Source organism: Rhizobium sp. 18065, from assembly GCF_902706095.1.
GTDB lineage: Bacteria > Pseudomonadota > Alphaproteobacteria > Rhizobiales > Rhizobiaceae > Allorhizobium.
Genome location: NZ_CACSJP010000001.1, coordinates 332,819 through 349,898 on the forward strand (window position 1 = coordinate 332,819; position 17,080 = coordinate 349,898).

17 protein-coding genes are annotated in these 17,080 nt (G+C 60.0%); 5 read left to right on the forward strand and 12 right to left on the reverse strand.

What is annotated here, in order from left to right:
• Positions 1-48: 48 nt before the first annotated feature.
• Positions 49-960: a pirin family protein gene (locus GVK95_RS01615; RefSeq protein ID WP_159946122.1), complete on the reverse strand. Its 912-nt coding sequence runs from the start codon at positions 958-960 to the stop codon at positions 49-51.
• A gap of 281 nt (positions 961-1,241) precedes the next feature.
• On the opposite strand from GVK95_RS01615, the gene GVK95_RS01620 reads away from it, so the two are divergent.
• Positions 1,242-2,069, forward strand: a complete 828-nt coding sequence (locus GVK95_RS01620) for a class II glutamine amidotransferase (RefSeq protein ID WP_159946123.1) — start codon at positions 1,242-1,244, stop codon at positions 2,067-2,069.
• A gap of 37 nt (positions 2,070-2,106) precedes the next feature.
• Here the strand turns inward: GVK95_RS01620 and GVK95_RS01625 are convergent, their stop codons facing one another.
• The 7 genes from GVK95_RS01625 to ubiE form a co-directional block, all read right to left on the reverse strand.
• Positions 2,107-2,415, reverse strand: a complete 309-nt coding sequence (locus GVK95_RS01625; RefSeq protein WP_244618653.1) for an MmcQ/YjbR family DNA-binding protein — start codon at positions 2,413-2,415, stop codon at positions 2,107-2,109.
• Positions 2,416-2,456: 41 nt separating this feature from the next.
• On the reverse strand, positions 2,457-3,671 hold the full coding sequence (gene coaBC / locus GVK95_RS01630) for a bifunctional phosphopantothenoylcysteine decarboxylase/phosphopantothenate--cysteine ligase CoaBC (RefSeq protein WP_159946125.1): 1,215 nt from the start codon (positions 3,669-3,671) through the stop codon (positions 2,457-2,459).
• Positions 3,672-3,761: 90 nt separating this feature from the next.
• Positions 3,762-4,805: a histidine kinase dimerization/phosphoacceptor domain -containing protein gene (locus GVK95_RS01635; protein ID WP_159946126.1), complete on the reverse strand. Its 1,044-nt coding sequence runs from the start codon at positions 4,803-4,805 to the stop codon at positions 3,762-3,764.
• Positions 4,806-4,821: 16 nt separating this feature from the next.
• Positions 4,822-5,259, reverse strand: a complete 438-nt coding sequence (locus GVK95_RS01640; RefSeq protein ID WP_007602410.1) for a response regulator — start codon at positions 5,257-5,259, stop codon at positions 4,822-4,824.
• Between the two features lie 2 nt (positions 5,260-5,261).
• A complete protein-coding gene (locus tag GVK95_RS01645) occupies positions 5,262-6,749 on the reverse strand; it encodes a CHASE3 domain-containing protein (protein WP_159946127.1) in 1,488 nt (495 codons plus the stop codon).
• A gap of 101 nt (positions 6,750-6,850) precedes the next feature.
• A complete protein-coding gene (ubiB, locus tag GVK95_RS01650) occupies positions 6,851-8,425 on the reverse strand; it encodes a 2-polyprenylphenol 6-hydroxylase (protein WP_159946128.1) in 1,575 nt (524 codons plus the stop codon).
• Positions 8,426-8,430: 5 nt separating this feature from the next.
• Positions 8,431-9,207 carry a bifunctional demethylmenaquinone methyltransferase/2-methoxy-6-polyprenyl-1,4-benzoquinol methylase UbiE gene (ubiE, locus tag GVK95_RS01655; protein ID WP_159946129.1) on the reverse strand — a complete coding sequence of 259 codons (777 nt, stop codon included), beginning with the start codon at positions 9,205-9,207 and terminating at the stop codon, positions 8,431-8,433.
• A gap of 134 nt (positions 9,208-9,341) precedes the next feature.
• Between ubiE and mutM the strand changes: the two genes are divergently transcribed.
• From mutM to dnaA, 4 genes are all read left to right on the forward strand, one after another.
• A complete protein-coding gene (mutM, locus tag GVK95_RS01660) occupies positions 9,342-10,232 on the forward strand; it encodes a bifunctional DNA-formamidopyrimidine glycosylase/DNA-(apurinic or apyrimidinic site) lyase (RefSeq protein WP_159946130.1) in 891 nt (296 codons plus the stop codon).
• Positions 10,233-10,259: 27 nt separating this feature from the next.
• The gene (locus tag GVK95_RS01665) at positions 10,260-11,033 is read left to right on the forward strand and encodes an enoyl-CoA hydratase (protein ID WP_159946131.1); all 774 of its coding nucleotides are present in this window, start codon (positions 10,260-10,262) and stop codon (positions 11,031-11,033) included.
• A 191-nt stretch (positions 11,034-11,224) separates the two neighbouring features.
• The gene (rpsT, locus tag GVK95_RS01670; RefSeq protein WP_007602428.1) at positions 11,225-11,491 is read left to right on the forward strand and encodes a 30S ribosomal protein S20; all 267 of its coding nucleotides are present in this window, start codon (positions 11,225-11,227) and stop codon (positions 11,489-11,491) included.
• A gap of 811 nt (positions 11,492-12,302) precedes the next feature.
• Positions 12,303-13,862, forward strand: a complete 1,560-nt coding sequence (gene dnaA, locus GVK95_RS01675) for a chromosomal replication initiator protein DnaA (RefSeq protein ID WP_159946132.1) — start codon at positions 12,303-12,305, stop codon at positions 13,860-13,862.
• Positions 13,863-13,985: 123 nt separating this feature from the next.
• Here dnaA and hemW read toward each other — a convergent pair whose 3' ends face one another.
• The 4 genes from hemW to rph are packed head-to-tail and all read right to left on the reverse strand — an operon-like array spanning position 13,986 to position 16,982.
• Positions 13,986-15,164: a radical SAM family heme chaperone HemW gene (gene hemW, locus GVK95_RS01680; protein WP_159946133.1), complete on the reverse strand. Its 1,179-nt coding sequence runs from the start codon at positions 15,162-15,164 to the stop codon at positions 13,986-13,988.
• A gap of 7 nt (positions 15,165-15,171) precedes the next feature.
• A complete protein-coding gene (gene rdgB, locus GVK95_RS01685) occupies positions 15,172-15,816 on the reverse strand; it encodes an RdgB/HAM1 family non-canonical purine NTP pyrophosphatase (RefSeq protein ID WP_159946134.1) in 645 nt (214 codons plus the stop codon).
• Positions 15,817-15,822: 6 nt separating this feature from the next.
• Positions 15,823-16,215 (reverse strand): VOC family protein, encoded by a 393-nt coding sequence (locus tag GVK95_RS01690; protein ID WP_200844214.1) that lies wholly within the window; start codon positions 16,213-16,215, stop codon positions 15,823-15,825.
• 50 nt (positions 16,216-16,265) lie between these two features.
• The gene (gene rph, locus GVK95_RS01695; RefSeq protein ID WP_159946136.1) at positions 16,266-16,982 is read right to left on the reverse strand and encodes a ribonuclease PH; all 717 of its coding nucleotides are present in this window, start codon (positions 16,980-16,982) and stop codon (positions 16,266-16,268) included.
• Positions 16,983-17,080: the final 98 nt, after the last annotated feature.

A 17,080-nucleotide genomic window follows, 5' to 3' on the forward strand; every position in this document is an offset into this window, starting at 1 on the left:
CCGCCGGGCAAGAGGGAACTTGACTGTCAAAGCCTTGCGGCTGAGGGGTTAATGATCGACCTTGATAAAAGTTCCATTCTGCAATTCGTTCATCGCCTGCATCAGTTCCTCGCGCGTGTTCATCACGATCGGCCCGTGCCAGGCGACCGGTTCCTTGATCGGCTTGCCGGTGACCAGCAGGAAGCGGATACCCTGCTCGCCGGCCTGCACGGTGATCTCATCGCCGGTATCGAAGACGACCAGCGTCCTGTTGCCGGAGAGGTCGCGGATATTCAGTTCCTCACCCCTGTATTCCTTCTCGACCTTGACGCCGAACGGTGTCGATGCGTCGCGGAAGCTGCCGGAGCCGGCGAAGATATAGGCAAAGGCGGAGCGATAGGTGTCGACCGGAATGGTCTTGCGTTTGCCGGGTGGCACCGAAATGTCGAGATAGACCGGCTCGGCTGCAATCCCGTCGACGGGACCGGCCTTGCCCCAGAAGTCGCCGGAAATCACCCTGACCGCTGTGCCGTCATCATCGACCACGACGGGAATGTCGGCGGACTTGATGTCCTGATAGCGTGGCGCGGTCATCTTCAGCGACGAGGGCAGATTGGCCCAGAGCTGGAAGCCGTGCATTCTGCCGGCGAAATCGCCCTTGGGCATTTCCTGGTGCATGATCCCGCTGCCGGCAGTCATCCACTGCAGATCACCAGCGCCGAGCAGGCCGCGATTGCCGAGGCTGTCACCATGTTCGACCGTGCCGGCCAGCACATAGGTGATAGTCTCGATGCCGCGATGTGGGTGCCAGGGGAAGCCGCGAATATAGTCGGACGGACTATCGTTGCGGAAATCGTCCATCATCAGGAAGGGGTCGGTCATCGACGGGTCGCCGAAGCCGAAGACACGGTGCAATTTCACGCCGGCACCTTCTATGGTGGGCGTGGCGCGGCTTTCGTGCTTGACGGGTCGGATCGACATCGGTTGCTCCTTTGAGCGCGTACGCGGTTGACACCAATATAGCCGAACTTCGCCAAAGCCGAAGGCAGGCACCGGGAACGCAGTGTTCACAAAACCCGCCGAGGTTCGAAAACAGACGGTCAGTCACAAAACTCGATTGTGCAGTGCAGAAAGTGATTGCGACAATCGTCAAAATTCTGTCATCAATGACGTTACGTTTACAAATCATTAGCCAATCGGGCGAACACTGACGGAAAGCGCGCCGACACCGGATCGGCAGCTTGCAGGAGTTGTGAAAACGCATGTGTCGTTGGGCAGCCTATCGCGGCGAAGCGATCTATCTTGAAGAACTGGTGACGTCGCCTGCGCATTCGTTGATTGAGCAATCCCACTGCGCCACCCGCGCCAAGACAGCCACCAATGCGGATGGCTTTGGCATAGCCTGGTACGGCGACCGCCCGGAACCTGGCCGTTTCCGCGATGTGCTTCCCGCCTGGTCCGATTGCAACCTGAAGAGCCTTGCCAGCCAGATCCGCTCCCCATTGTTTCTGGCGCATGTGCGCGCGGCCACCCACGGGTCGACCCGCCGTGACAACTGTCATCCTTTTGTCAACGGAAACTGGTCCTTCATGCACAACGGCCAGATCGATCATTTCGATCGTATCCGCCGGCCGATGGAAACCATGCTCGACGACGAGCATTTCCATGCGCGTGTCGGCACCACCGATTCCGAGCTTCTTTTTCTGCTTGCCCTGCAGTTCGGCCTGAAAGAAAGGCCGATAGCCGCCATGAGCGAGGCCGTGGGCTTTGTCGAACGCATGAGCATGCACATGACCGGCGAAGCGCGTGTACGCTTCACGGCGGCCTTCTCCGACGGCCGGACACTCTATGCCGTGCGTTATTCGACCGATGCTTTCGCGCCGACGCTCTATGCCGCCCCGATGGGTGACAAGGGCGGCTACTGTCTCGTCTCCGAACCGCTCACCGACGAGACCGACAAATGGGTCGAGATCCCGGCCAGCAGCGCGGTGATCCTGAGCGAAAAAGGTCTGGATGCGGTCGAGTTCCGCCCGTCCGCCGATGAGGCCCGCATACCTGAACCGGCACGGGAGCCGGCAATGGCGCTCTGATCGCGCCCCGGCAACCAGATCGCCAGTTGATCGCCGTTTAAAGGGGAATACCCAGCTCGATGCGCAGCTTGCGTGTCAGACCCGCACTGACCAGACCATAGGACCGACGCAGATATTCTGCGGCTTCCTCTGCGGTCAATGCCGATACAGGCGAAACAGAGACCCATTTGCGCTTGGCGAAATAGGGGGCCTGATCGATTCCTTCCAGCGCGGTCAGGATCTCGAAGCTCTCTTCGGTGACTTTGAATGTCAGCCGGTTTTCCGCATCGGTGATCAGGCCGAACACCTTGTCCCCAACCTTGGCAACCGAAGATTCCCATTGATCGATCAGCGAGGTGCCGGGCATCGCCTCGACGAAGTGCTGGAAGCCGGTGCGGCTGAAAAGGCTCACGGCTTTGTTCCTCCGACCTGCGTCGCGATCCACAGTGCGAGCCGCTCCGCGACCTCATCCTTCGACAGGTCGGGCCAGGCCTCGACGCCGGTCTTGGAGATCAGCCGTACGCGGTTGCGATCGCCACCCATGATGCCGGTTTCCGGCGACACATCATTGGCGACAATCAGATCGGCACCCTTGCGCTCCAGCTTGGCGCGACCGTTTTCCTCCACGTTCTGGGTCTCGGCGGCAAAGCCGACCACCAGTTGCGGTCTTTGCGCATGATGGCCGATCGTCTTTAGGATATCCGGGTTTTCGGCAAGCTGCAGGGGAGGGGGTGCCTCGCCCGGCTGTTTCTTGATTTTCTGGCCGGAGGAACTCGCGACGCGCCAGTCGGCGACGGCGGCGACCATGACGGCGATATCGGCAGGCAGTGCTGCAAGCACCGCGTCGCGCATCTCTTCCGCCCGCTCGACATGCTGTGTGTTGACGCCGGCGGGATCGGCGATCGTCACAGGCCCGGAGACCAGCGTAACCTGCGCACCGAGCCGCGCAAGGGCGGCCGCGATCGCGTGCCCCTGTTTTCCGGAAGAGCGGTTGGCGATGTAGCGCACCGGGTCGATCGGTTCATGGGTCGGGCCGGACGTCACCACGGCCTTCAGACCCGCCAGCGGCTTTGGTCCAGACAGAAGGTTTTCGATGGCGGCGACGATATCGAGCGGTTCGACCATGCGGCCAATCCCCCGTTCGCCGCTTTCCGCCATCTCGCCCTCCAACGGCCCAACGACATGCACGCCGTCCTTTTTGAGCATCGCCAGATTGCGCTGGGTCGCTGATGCAGCCCACATTTTCGGGTTCATCGCCGGCGCAATCATTATCGGGCGGTCGCTGGCAAGCAGCACGGCGGACGCAAGATCGTCGGCCATGCCATGCGCCATCTTGGCCATCAGGTCTGCGGTGGCCGGAGCAACGACAACAAGATCGCATTCCCGCGCCAGCCGGATATGGCCGACATCCTGTTCGTCCTCGCGGGAAAACAGGTCGGTATAGACATGGCCGGCAGAAAGCGCACCGACAGCCAGCGGCGTGATGAATTCCTGTGCCGCCCTCGTCATGATCGGCCGCACCGTGGCGCCGCGTTCGCGAAGTCGACGGATCAGGTCGAGGCTCTTGTAGGCGGCAATGCCACCGGCAACGATCAGGAGAATGCGCTTGCCGCCCAAGGTCATGAATAAGGCCCTTTCTGTCAGCGCGACCCTATCGCAATTCGGGCAAGAGGCAACGTCGGGAGACTGTTGTGGTAAACGTGCGGAAAGGGCTCAGTTTGCTGGGCTCAGTTGAAGCGGAACCTCGGCAACGGTACCGCTGACATCTTCCAGATAGTGCAGCCCCGCTCCGAGCGTCGATGCCATGGATTTGACGATGCGGCTGCCGAGGCCGGTACCGGTGGGGGCTTTGCCGGGGTCAATACCGATGCCGTCATCCTCGACACGCAGCAGAGCCTCTGTGTCGGACAGTCGCTTCAGCTTCACCCGAATATCACCTCCGCCGCCGAGATTGGGATAGGCGTATTTGAAGGCATTGGTCACGAGTTCGGTGACGATCATCCCGACCGAAACGGCCTTGTCGGCCGTGAGCGAAATCGGATCGGCATCAAGCAGAAGCCGGACCGGTCTTTCGGCACTGTGTAACGAATTGAACAGTTCGGCTGTCAGGCGGCCGAGGTACCGGTCCAGTTCCACCCGGCTGACATCCTCGGATGTGTAGAGGCTGCGGTGCATGCCTGCGATCGCCGAGATGCGCGCCTGAGTTTCGGCCAGTTCCGCCTTGACCTCGTCGCTCTTTGCGCTGGAGATCTGCAGCCTGAGCAGGCTCGCGACAAGGGCCAGCGAGTTTGCCACGCGATGGTTGACTTCGGCAAGCAGCGCTTCCGCGCGCTCCTTGCCCAGACGGATTTCCTCGTCCGCCCGCTCCTTGGCGGCACGCAACTGGGCATTCGACACCGACTGCTCGATGGCGCTGGCAAGAAGCGGAAGAAAATCGTCGCTGACCGACTTGATCACATAGTCGGCGGCGCCCGCCTTGATGGCTTCGATGGCGATCTGGGCCTCGTTGGAGCCGGTGACATAGACGACCGGCATATGGAAACCCTGCTCGCGCAGGTTCGCCATCACTTCGTGACCGGTGGTCTGGCGCAGGTAGTGATCGAGGACGACGACGTCGAAATTGCCGCCGTGCAGCAATGACAGGGCGTCATGCGTGGTTTCCGCATGCGCGACCTCGTGTCCCATGCGGCCAAGAGATTTCTGCACCAGCCGGACGATGGCGGCGTCGTCGTCGATATAGAGGACGCGGAAGCTCATCGTCACCAAACCGGTTTCAGGGGATCTGCATGACGGAGAAGAACAGTCCGAGTTGGCGGATAGCATTGGCGAAGTTGTCGTAATCGACAGGTTTGGTGATATAGACATTGGCCCCAAGGTCGTAGCACCGCTGTATTTCGCGTTCGTCATCCGTCGTGGTCAGGATGACGACCGGCAACCGTCGCGTATGCGGGTTGGATTTTACTTTTTCCAGGATGTCGGTGCCCGACATGTCAGGCAGGTTCAGATCGAGCAGGATCAGCAGGTAACGGTCTTGCGAAACCTGGCCGCTGCGGTCCTTTCCGAGGATGAAGTCGAGCGCATCCGTGCCGTTCGTAAACGGCACGATTTCGTTGTTGACGCCGGCACGGCGCACATTCTTTTCGATCAGACGGGCGTGCCCCTCATCGTCTTCAACCATGACAATGGTGACTTCTTTACCAACAGCTTTCATCATCAACTCCGTACTAAACGTGAAAGATCGGATGGCAGCCGCAGAACAAATGTCGACCCTTCACCCAAACGGGAGGAAACACTGATTTCCCCGCCAAGGTTCCGTGCCAGAGATCGCACATGGGCAAGACCGATGCCTTCACCGGTCTTGTCTTGCTGGCCCGCGCGACGAAAAAGTTCGAAAACGCGTTCCTGATCCTGCTCTGCGATGCCACGGCCGTTGTCCTGCACTTCGATCCGCACCATATGCCGGCCTTCCGACGCGGTGCGGACCGTAAGTTCAAGCGGCCTATCCGGATGCTTATACTTGATGGCATTGTCGAAAAGGTTACCGAGAATCTGTTCGAGCGAAAGCCGGTCGGTGACCAGCCTGGTCGCTTTGGTGTCGAGCGACACGTGGCCGTCGTTCTCACTGATCTGATGGTGAAGACTGGCCGCGATGGTTTCCAGCAGAGGCTTGAGCTCGACCGGCTCAGGCTTCAACTGCCTGCGCCCATCGCGCGAGATCTTCAGGATCGCGTTGATCAAGCCGTCCATCTTCTTGGTCGAGGAGCGAATGAAGCCGATTGCCTCTGGCAGGTCCTCCGATGCCGCAAGCCGTGCCTCCCGGATCATGTCTTCCGACACGGAGGTTCCATCGGCCAGCACATAGGCCTGCAGCGATTTCAGCGATGTATCGAGTTCGGCTGTAAAGCCCATGATGTTGACCAGCGGCGCCCTGAGATCATGCGTGACGATATAGGCAAAACGCTGGATTTCCTGGTTTGCCTGCATCAGATCTTCGGTGCGTTCGGCAACGCGAGCTTCCAGCCCGGCATTCAGGTGTTCGACTTCTTGGCGGGCTTTCAGAAGCTCGCGCACATGCTGGTAGACGATCAGCATCGCGCCGCTCATGACCGCGAGGATGGCGATCCCGCCGCCCACGGTAATCCACTGCAAATGTTGCGTCGCCTCAACCTGTTCGCTTGCGCCCCGGTCGACATTGCTGTCCGACTTCTGTTTGAAGTCGTCGATGATTGTCCGGATCTGGTCCATCACCTCGCGTCCGACTTCGGTTTGCACCAGCCTGACGGCTTCATCGCGCTGGCCAGTCTTGGCGAGATCGAGGGTCCTTGCCATTTCAGTCAGCTTGGCCTGAATCAGGCGTTGCAGTTCCGGCATTCGCTCCTGCTTGATCGCCCGCCCGCGCACCTGTTGTGACAGCAATTCAAGCTCGCTGTTCATCGCGCTCAAGGCCTTGTGATAAGGCGCCAGGAAGCTCTCGTCCTGCGTCAGCAGATAGCCGCGCTGACCGGTTTCGGCATCGGTCAGGTTCTGAATCAGGTCCGCTGCAGTGCGACGGATGTCCCGTTCGACGATGATGTAGTCGAACGTCGCACTGGTTTTCTCAACCAGTCCAAACGTGGCAACGACGATGCCAAGCAGGATACCGGTTCCGATCAACATGAAGAGAATGGTCGACCGGACGAAGCTGGTTTGGGTGGCGGACATGAAACTCCTGAGGGAACAACTATGCTTAAGTGTGGCGGTAACGCGCCGGCCCGCCGCTTGTTCCATCGACTAAACAAAAAAACGCGATGGATTTATAGATCTCAGGCGAGCTGGATTGCGATCGCAACAAGCGATGCCGCGATCACCCACAGGGCCAGGCGCCCAAGGCGTGTATGCCTTGCTTCCGATCGGCCGATTGCCTCGGTCGTCTCGGGATCAAAACGCAGACCCTGCTCGCTCATGCGCATGATATCCGCATGGAATTTTTCGGTCTTCGCCGCAATCTCGGGCAATGCCTCGGCAAGCCGCATGGCAGCCTTGGCGCCATCCTTGAGATCGGTGGCAATGCGCTTGGGGCCGAGATCGTCGCGGATCCATTGCGAGACGACCGGGTCGGCTGCCTTCCACATGTTGAACCGCGGGTTAAGGATGCGCGCAACGCCTTCGACCACCACCATGGTCTTCTGCAGCATCACCAGTTCCGGGCGGGTTTCCATGTCGAAGATCTCGGTGATCTCGAACAGCAGGGTCAATAGCTTGCCCATCGAAATGGTCTCGGCCGGCTGCCCGTGGATCGGCTCGCCGATGGCCCGGATCGCCTGGGCAAAGCTTGCGACATTGTGATGGGAGGGCACGTAGCCCGCCTCGAAATGGACTTCGGCGACGCGCAGATAGTCGCGGGAGATGAAACCGTAGAGGATTTCGGCAAGGAACCGACGTTCCTTCTTTCCGAGCCGTCCGGCAATGCCCATGTCGACGGCGACGATCATGCCACTCTCATCGACGAACAGATTGCCGGGATGCATGTCGGCGTGGAAAAACCCGTCGCGCAGCGTATGGCGCAGGAAGGACTGGATCAGCGTATCGGCCAGCAGGTTGAGATCGAGCCCCGAGGACTGCAATGCAGCCACGTCCGACATCTTGATGCCGTCGATCCACTCCATGGTGATCACGTCGCGGCCGGTGCGCTCCCAGTCGACCTTGGGCACCCGGAAGCCGGGGTCTTTTTTCGTATTGTCGGCAATCTCCGACAGCGCTGCCGCTTCAAGCCGAAGGTCCATTTCCACCTTGGTGGTCTGCTCGAGCGTGCGGGTGACCTCGACGGGGCGCAGACGCCGCGTATGCGGCAGGAATCGCTCCTGCAGGTGCGACACGAGATACATCGCTTCGAGATCGGCAGCGAACCGCTTGCGCACGCCAGGCCGGATGACCTTGACGGCGACCTTGCGCGGACCGTCCGCGGTCATGACCTCCGCCGGATGCACCTGTGCGATCGAAGCGGCCGCGATCGGCGCGTCGAAGCGAAGATAGAGATCTTCGATCGTGCGGCCGAGCGAATCCCGGATGGTTGATTTTGCATCCTCGGTCGGGAAGAAATCCATCCTGTCCTGGAGACCGGCAAGATCGTCGGCGAAGTCAGCACCAACCACGTCCGGTCGCGTCGCCAGGAACTGTCCGATCTTCACATAGGACGGGCCAAGCCGTGCGACCGCCTGGGCGAGCCGGTCGGAACGTTCCGCCTGCTTAGCACGACGTCGCGCGAGCGGCCCGACAAGTGCCTTGCCGAAACCAACCAGGGGCGGGAGGCCATCAGACGGCAGGGCAGCAACGACGCCCTCTCGCACAAGCACCCAGCCAACCCGCGCAAGGCGGAAATATGCGCCGATCGTGCTCATGAATGTCAGATTTTCCAGCCGGAATGCAGGGCGGCAATGCCACCGGTATAATTGGTGAACTTGACGTTCGAGAAGCCAGCCGCGCTGACCATCCTGGCGAAATCGGCCTGGTTCGGGAATTTGCGGATGGATTCGACGAGATATTGATAGGGTTCGGCGTCGCCCGTAATCATTTTACCGAATTTCGGGATCGCGTTGAACGACCAGGCATCATAGACGCGGTCGAGCAGTGGCAGGTCGACTTCGGAAAATTCGAGTACCAGCAACCGTCCGCCGCGTTTCAAGACGCGAAAGGCCTCCGACAGCGCCACATCGATGCGCGGCACGTTGCGGATGCCGAAGGCGATCGTATAGGCGTCGAATGTGTTGTCCTCGAACGGCAGGCTTTCGGCATTGGCCTCGACGAAGGTCAGATTGTCGGAAAGCCCTTTTTTCTGTGCCCGTTCCGCGCCGACGCCGAGCATCGAGCCGTTGATGTCGAGAACGGTGGCCTGTGCCAGCCGGTTGGATGCCTCGACGATCCGGAAGGCGATGTCGCCGGTGCCGCCGGCAACATCGAGTACCTTGTAGCCGGCATCCTTGCGCGGATTGAGTGCCGCGATCATGGCGTCTTTCCAGACGCGGTGCAGCCCGGCCGACATCACATCGTTCATGATGTCGTAGCGCTTGGCCACCTTGTGGAACACCTCGTTGACCAGGCCCTGCTTTTCCTGCTCGTCGACCTGGCGGAAACCATAGGAGGTCTCCATGCCGCCATCGGCGGAAATGCGGCTTGCAGTCATCGGTTCACTCCACTTGGCGACAGGTCGCTGGACCATAGCGAAAACGGCTGGCGCGCGCTATCTGCGCTATGTCAGCCCCATAGGCTGGTCTATAGACCTTAAAGAATGCGGTTCAAACAGAAAGATGGGCGCTAATGCCGGAATTGCCAGAGGTAGAGACCGTCAGGCGTGGGCTGGCCCCCACCATGGAAGGCGCGCTTTTGCAGCGCCTGGAGCTGAGAAGGCCCGATCTGCGCTTTCCCTTGCCGCGTGATTTCGCCGCAAGGGTAGAAGGCCGGCGCATCGCCGCCTTGTCGCGCCGGGCAAAGTACCTGCTGATCGACCTGGAGGATGGCGCAACGGTGATCGCCCATCTCGGCATGTCGGGCTCGTTCCGCATCGAGGCGGATGCAATCGAAGCGACGCCGGGCGCCTTTCATCATGAGAGAAGCAAGGATGAAAAGCATGATCATGTCATCTTTCATCTGCAGCGGCCGGAAGGGTCGGCGCGTGTCATCTACAATGATCCGCGTCGTTTCGGTTTCATGGATCTGGCAACACGCGCGCAACTCGATATCTACCCCGCCTTTCGCGACCTTGGCCCCGAGCCGGTTGGCAATCTCCTGTCGGCCGACTATCTGGCCGGCCGCTTCCTCGGCCGCAGCCAGCCGCTGAAGAGTGCGCTGCTCGATCAGAAGGTGATTGCCGGCCTCGGCAATATCTATGTCTGCGAAGCCCTTTGGCGGTCCCATCTCTCGCCCACGCGAAAGGTGTCAACGATGGTCACCAAGGCAGGAAAGCCGAAACCGGAATTGCACCTGCTCGCCGACAGCATTCGCGAGGTGATCGCCGATGCCATCCTGGCGGGCGGTTCGTCGTTGCGCGATCATATCCAGGCGGATGGCACGCTGGGCTATTTCCAGCACAGTTTCCGAGCCTATAATCGCGAAGGCCACGCCTGTTTGACGGAAGGCTGTGGGGGTACCGTCGAAAGGATAGTTCAATCAGGACGCTCGACATTCTATTGTCAGCGTTGCCAGAAGTAATCAGGAACATCATCAAGGGAGTGAGCGATGTCATTCGAGACCATTTTGATCGAGCGGCGCGATCGCGTGGCGATCGTCACATTGAACCGGCCGCAGGCGCTGAATGCACTCAACTCAACGGTCGCGCGCGAATTGTGTCAGGTTTTCGAGCAATTGCAGGCCGATGCGGAGATCGGCGCTGTTGTCCTGACCGGCTCCGAAAAGGCCTTTGCCGCCGGTGCCGATATCAAGGAAATGCAGTCTCTCTCCTTTGTCGATGCCTATACGGGTGATTTCATCGGCACCTGGGACGACATTGCCGGCTTCCGCAAGCCACTGATTGCAGCCGTATCCGGCTTTGCCCTGGGCGGCGGCTGCGAGCTTGCCATGATGTGCGATTTCATCATTGCGTCGAAGACGGCGAAGTTTGGCCAGCCCGAGATCACGCTCGGCATTATCCCCGGCATGGGTGGCTCGCAGAGGCTCACACGTGCGGTCGGCAAGGCCAAGGCGATGGACCTGTGCCTGACCGGTCGTATGATGGATGCGACCGAAGCCGAGAGTGCCGGCCTGGTGGCCCGCATTGTCGAGCCCGAGCGGCTTCTGGATGAGGCGGTGGAGGCTGCGGCCAGGATCGCGTCTTTCTCCTTGCCGGCTGTTCTGATGGCAAAGGAAGCGGTCAACCGTGCCTTCGAGCAAACGCTTGGCGAAGGCCTGCGCTTTGAGCGGCGCCTGTTTCATTCGCTCTTTGCCACTGACGATCAGAAGGAAGGCATGGCTGCCTTCGTCGAGAAGCGCAAACCCGTCTTCCGGAATCGCTGACAAGATGAAGGGCAAGCGCGATTCATTCAGAATCCGCGTTGACGCATTCGCGCTTTCCCGCTATATGCCCGCCCAAGGTTGGGAAAGCCGCTGGGCTTTTCCGAAATAGCTCCCTTATTGCTGAATTGGCAGGTCGCAACGACCCGACGCGGCGATGGTGGGTTTTGGTTTGAATTCGAAGAGAGGCATCCATGGCCAATACAACTTCGGCGAAGAAGGCGACCCGCAAGATCGCTCGCCAAACTGCAGTAAACAAGGCTCGCCGTTCGCGGGTCCGTGGTTTCATCCGCAAGGTCGAAGAAGCGATCGCATCGGGCGACGCAACTCTGGCCAAGGATGCTCTGCAGGCGGCTCAGCCGGAACTGCAGCGCGCAGCCACAAAGGGCGTGGTTCACGCCAACACCGCATCGCGCAAGATCTCGCGTCTTGCCTCGCGTGTTAAGGCCCTGTCAGCCTAAGTTCAGACATAGTTTCGACGAAATTCGAAGAGCCTGGCATTGCGCCGGGCTTTTTGTGTTTGCGCTTTTTGAAAATGACGCCTATTGATTTAGGGATTGCTACTTGACGGAAGTGTATCAGTCGAGTGACAGAAATAGATGAGCAATTTCAGTCGCTTGCTGGAGGTGCCGTACCGGGCCGGCACTTTACCCAGGGGTAGGTTGGGCCCAATCTGAGTCAAGCGAATTTTTATTTTCCCGCTCATCAAACGCTCAAACCCACAGCCGTTTTCGAATCCCCTTGATTCAAAAGCGATTCTTTTGCGGATGAATGTGACGCAAAAACGATGGACGCAGAGTCAATGGCCGGCGTTCATTTTTGCGGAAAATTCACGGTTGATATTGCCATTTGATCCTGCCTTAATGAGGTCAAGCAAGGGGCTTGGGACGAGCCTGGAAGGGCGATCAGAACAGCAAAGCTGCAATGATTTACCAGCCCTTGCTGGAGCGGGATGGACCTATTCCGTTATCCCAAAAACTGATCGGTATTGTATCGGAAACGTCACCGTTTCCGCGCCCTACCGCTTTGCGTCTTGAGTGGCTTCGAGACGAGCGAATGCTGGCTGGCTTTTCATGTCGAGGATGAAAAGCACGCCGGGAAACTGGAAACGCTGTTTGAGGGGGCGGCGTTTTGTCGGAGCACGGCTTTTGGCCGAGGTTCCGGCTTCTAGCACGGGGATTGTCGGGACGGTTGCGTCTCGGCGCGAGATAAAGCGGCTGCCGGACGATGATAAGACGCCCGGTACCTGAAATGATTTTGGAAGGCGGCAAAATGCATATTAATTCAATGACGGCCGGTGCGTTGGTAAATGGGGACCATGCACATTCGGCACTCAGCGCCGCGTGCTCCGATGGTGCGGGAGACAATGGCGAAATGAAGCACAATGCTCTTTTTGAGCGTTTCAGCCTCCGTCTAAAGGCTCAGGTTGGACCGGATGTCTACGCCAGCTGGTTTGGGCGCCTTAAACTCCATTCGGCATCGAAAAGCGTTGTGCGGTTGACCGTGCCGACGACCTTCCTGAAGTCCTGGATCAACAACCGTTATCTCGATCTGATCAGCTCGATCTTCCAAGCTGAGGATCCGAACATTCTCAAGGTGGAGATCATGGTGCGCAGCGCAAGCCGCGCCACCCGTGGGCCTGTCGTCGACGAGCGCCAGGTCCCCGCCGATACCGCCCAGCCGGCCACCGGTCGCAAGTCCGGCCCGCAATCGGTCGGACAGATCGCCGCGTCTCAGGCCCCGACTTCCAATTCCACGCGCTCCAGCACCGCAACGCCGCTGTTCGGCTCGCCGCTCGACTCGCGCTATACCTTCGACGGCTTTGTCGAGGGGGCATCGAACCGCGTGGCGCTGGCCGCTGCCAAGACGATTGCCGAAGCCGGTGCCGGTGCCGTGCGCTTCAATCCGCTCTTCATTCACTCCTCCGTCGGTCTCGGCAAGACGCATCTGCTGCAGGCGATTGCCAATGCCGCCGTGCACAGCCCGCGCGCGCCGCGCGTCGTCTATCTGACCGCCGAATATTTCATGTGGCGCTTTGCCACCGCCATCCGCGACAACGATGCCCTGACGCTGAAGGACTCGCTGCGCAATATCGATCTTCTGATCATCGACGACATGCAGTTCCTGCAGGGCAAGATGATCCAGCACGAATTCTGCCATCTGCTCAACATGCTGCTCGACAGCGCCAAGCAGGTCGTCGTGGCGGCAGACCGTGCACCGTGGGAACTGGAATCGCTCGATCCGCGTGTGCGTTCGCGCCTTCAGGGCGGTGTTGCCATCGAGATGGAGGCTCCCGACTACGACATGCGCCTGGATATGCTGAAAAGCCGTCTGGACGCCGCCCGCAAGGATGATGGCGCGCTTGAAATTCCCGCAGACCTCCTGGAGCATGTTGCCCGCAACATCACCAGCAGTGGCCGCGATCTGGAAGGCGCATTCAACCAGCTGGTTTTCCGCCGTTCCTTCGAGCCGAACCTGTCGATCGAGCGTGTCGATGAACTGCTGGCCCATCTCGTTGGCGCTGGCGAACAGAAGCGTGTCCGTATCGAAGACATCCAGCGCATCGTTGCGCGTCACTACAATGTCTCGCGCCAGGAGCTGGTGTCTAACCGCCGGACTCGCGTCATCGTCAAGCCGCGCCAGATCGCCATGTATCTGTCCAAGACCCTGACGCCGCGCTCCTTTCCGGAAATCGGCCGCCGTTTCGGTGGTCGCGATCATACAACGGTGTTGCATGCCGTGCGCAAGATCGAGGATCTGGTCAGCGAGGACACCAAGCTGAGCCACGAGATCGAGCTGCTGAAGCGGCTGATCAATGAGAATAATGCATGAGGAACCAAGGCCGGCGCAAATGCCGGCCTCTTTTTTGTGCGATCTCAACGGCTGGGACTGAAGAATTTCAGCGTCACAGAGGGAATGCAGGTCGATCCCCGGATCTAGCTGTCGCGACTGCAATCAACAGGCGAGATCAGCCACCACAGCATCAAGGATCAGCATGCCGGGTGGCGTACAGCGCAACCGCGAATTGCCAAGTCTCTCGATGAAGCCCTGTTCCAGTAAAAACTGTTCGCGTGCCGGATCGGGATCCCGGCCGGAGAGCTGCTGCCAGCGGGCGAGATCCACCCCTTCGCGCAGCCGTAAGCCCATCAGCAGCAATTCGTCGGCCTGGGCCTCGTTGTCGAGCAGTTCCTGGTCGATCATGCCATGGCCTTGGCGCTCGACGGCCGTAAGCCAGGTTTCCGGGTGTTTTTCGGTCGCCGTCGCGATCTTCGAGCGCCCCCGGGTCAAGCGGCCGTGGGCTCCGGGACCGATGCCGGCATAGTCGCCATAACGCCAATAGGTCAGGTTGTGGCGGCTTTCGGCGCCCGGACGGGCATGGTTCGACACTTCATAGGCCGGCATGCCTTCGCGCTCGGTAATCTCCTGCGTCGCCTCATAGAGGACGGCCGCCTGTTCTTCGTCCGGAACGATCAGCTTGCCCGCCTTGTGCAGGCCGAAAAAGGCCGTGCCTTCCTCGATGGTCAACTGGTAGAGCGATAGATGATCGACGGCATAGGACATCGCTTCCTTCAGTTCGCGTTCCCAGGCTTCGACCGTCTGCTTCGGCCGGGCATAGATCAGGTCGAAGGACATGCGCGGGAAGATCTCGCGGGCCAGACGGATGGCGCGCAAGGCATCCTCGACATCATGCAGGCGACCGAGAAATTTCAGGTCTGCATCATTGAGCGCCTGGACGCCGAGAGACACACGATTGACACCGGCTGCACGGTAGCCGCGGAACCGTGTGGCTTCGACGCTGGACGGATTGGCCTCCATCGTCACCTCGATACCGTTGGGCACATGCCATGCACCGGCAATGCCGTCCAGGATTGCGGCCACGGTCGACGGATCCATCAGCGATGGCGTGCCACCACCCATGAATATGCTGGTGACAGTTTTCGGACCGGAGAGTTCGCGCATCGCCTTCATCTCCTGCAGGAATGCAGAGACGAAGCGGGCCTGATCCACCGGCTGATGCCGGACATGGCTGTTGAAGTCGCAATAGGGGCATTTGGCCGCGCAGAACGGCCAGTGCACATAGATGCCGAAGCCCGGTTCGCCGGTGTCGGGCAGAAGCGTGAAGGCTTCGGTCATGAGCAGGTCAGGCCTCCAGGCAGGTTTCGACGAAAAGCTTGAAGGCGCGTGCACGGTGCGACAGCGCCTGCGGATCGCCGGGCTTCCAGCCGTGTTTTTCGTCCGACGACATTTCGCCGAAGGTCCGCGTGTGACCTTCCGGCTGGAAGACCGGATCATAGCCGAAGCCGGCAGTCCCACGCGGTGGCCAGGCAACGATACCCTCGATTTCGCCGCGGAAGAATTCGGTATGGCCATCCGGCCAGGCCAGGCACAGAACGGAGACGAACCGGCTGCTGCGCTGTGAAGGCTCAATGGCGCCCCGTTCGGACAATGCCGTCTCGACCTTCTGCATGGCCATGGCAAAATCGCGGCTGCCATCCTCGCGCTCGGCCCAGTTGGCTGTGTAGACGCCAGGCGCGCCATCCAGCGCGTCGATGACCAGGCCGCTGTCATCCGACAGCGACGGCAGGCCGGAAGCCTTGGCCGACGCCAGCGCCTTGATCGCGGCATTTTCCTCGAAGGTGGTGCCGGTTTCGTCGGGCTCAGCGAATTTCAGCTCGGCCGCAGACTGGGCGGAAAATCCGAGGGGACCGATTAGATCGGCGATTTCCGCGATCTTGCCGGCATTGTGGCTGGCCACGACGATGGTGCGGGTGTCGAGCTTGCGCATAAGTGATCAGTCCAGATTCCAGAGTTTCGGTTCGGCGCATTCCAGGCTATTGCCCGCAGGATCGCGGAAATAGATCGAACGGGCACCATTTGGCCAGCGGAAATCGGATTCGATCTTAACGCCAGCATGCTGCAGACGCGCCAAAACGCTGGCAATCTCTTCGCCAGCCACCTTGAAGCACAAGTGGCCTGCACCATTGGCCCCATGGCTTGGAACCGGAAGCGAACCGGCAGGTGCCGGCTGCCGCGTTTCCGTCGGGTTGAAGATCAACACTATCGTCTGGCCGCAGCGGAAGAAGATATGGCGGTTGCCCTGGCGCGCGATTTTTTCGAGCCCCAGGACGGTTTCGTAGAAATGTTCGGCGGCGTCGAGGTCGTCGGCGTAAAGCGCCGCTTCCATCACACCTTGCAAGGATTGAGACACCTGCCGAACCTTTCCTGTCCTGCCGCTTAAGCGAGCGCCTGCTTTTGCAGCGCGACCAGTTCATCGATGCCATTGCGGGCGAGGCCGAGCAGGGTAAGGAGTTCGTCCTGGCTGAACGGCTTGCCTTCGGCCGTGCCCTGGATCTCGACGATACCGCCGGACCCCGTCATGACGAAGTTGGCATCCGTTTCAGCAGCCGAATCTTCCAGATAATCGAGATCGATCACCGGCTGGCTGGCAAAAATCCCGCATGAAATCGCCGCGATATGGTCCTTCAGCACCTTCTCGACCTTGATCATGCTGCGGGTTTCCATCCACTTCAGGCAGTCATGCAGAGCGATGAAGGCACCGGTGATCGATGCGGTGCGTGTGCCGCCGTCGGCCTGGATGACATCACAGTCGATCGAGATCTGGCGTTCGCCCAAGGCTTCGAGATCGACGATGGCGCGCAACGAGCGACCGATCAGGCGCTGGATTTCCTGTGTGCGGCCACTTTGTTTGCCAGAGGCGGCTTCGCGCTTCATCCGGTCGCCGGTGGCACGCGGCAGCATGCCGTATTCGGCAGTCACCCAGCCCTTGCCGGAATTGCGCAGCCATGGCGGCGTCTTTTCTTCAAGGCTTGCCGTGCACAGCACATGAGTGTCGCCGAACTTGACCAGGCAGGAACCCTCCGCATGCTTGGAAAAATTGCGCTCGAACGAAACCTTGCGCATTTGGTCGGTTTTTCTGCCTGATGGCCGCATTGCGATCTCCTAGATTGTCTGACGCCTTCTAGAGCCTTTCCCGGACAAATGGAAACAGTTCTGTCGACGGGTGCCGTGTGGATCTGGCTTTTGCCCCG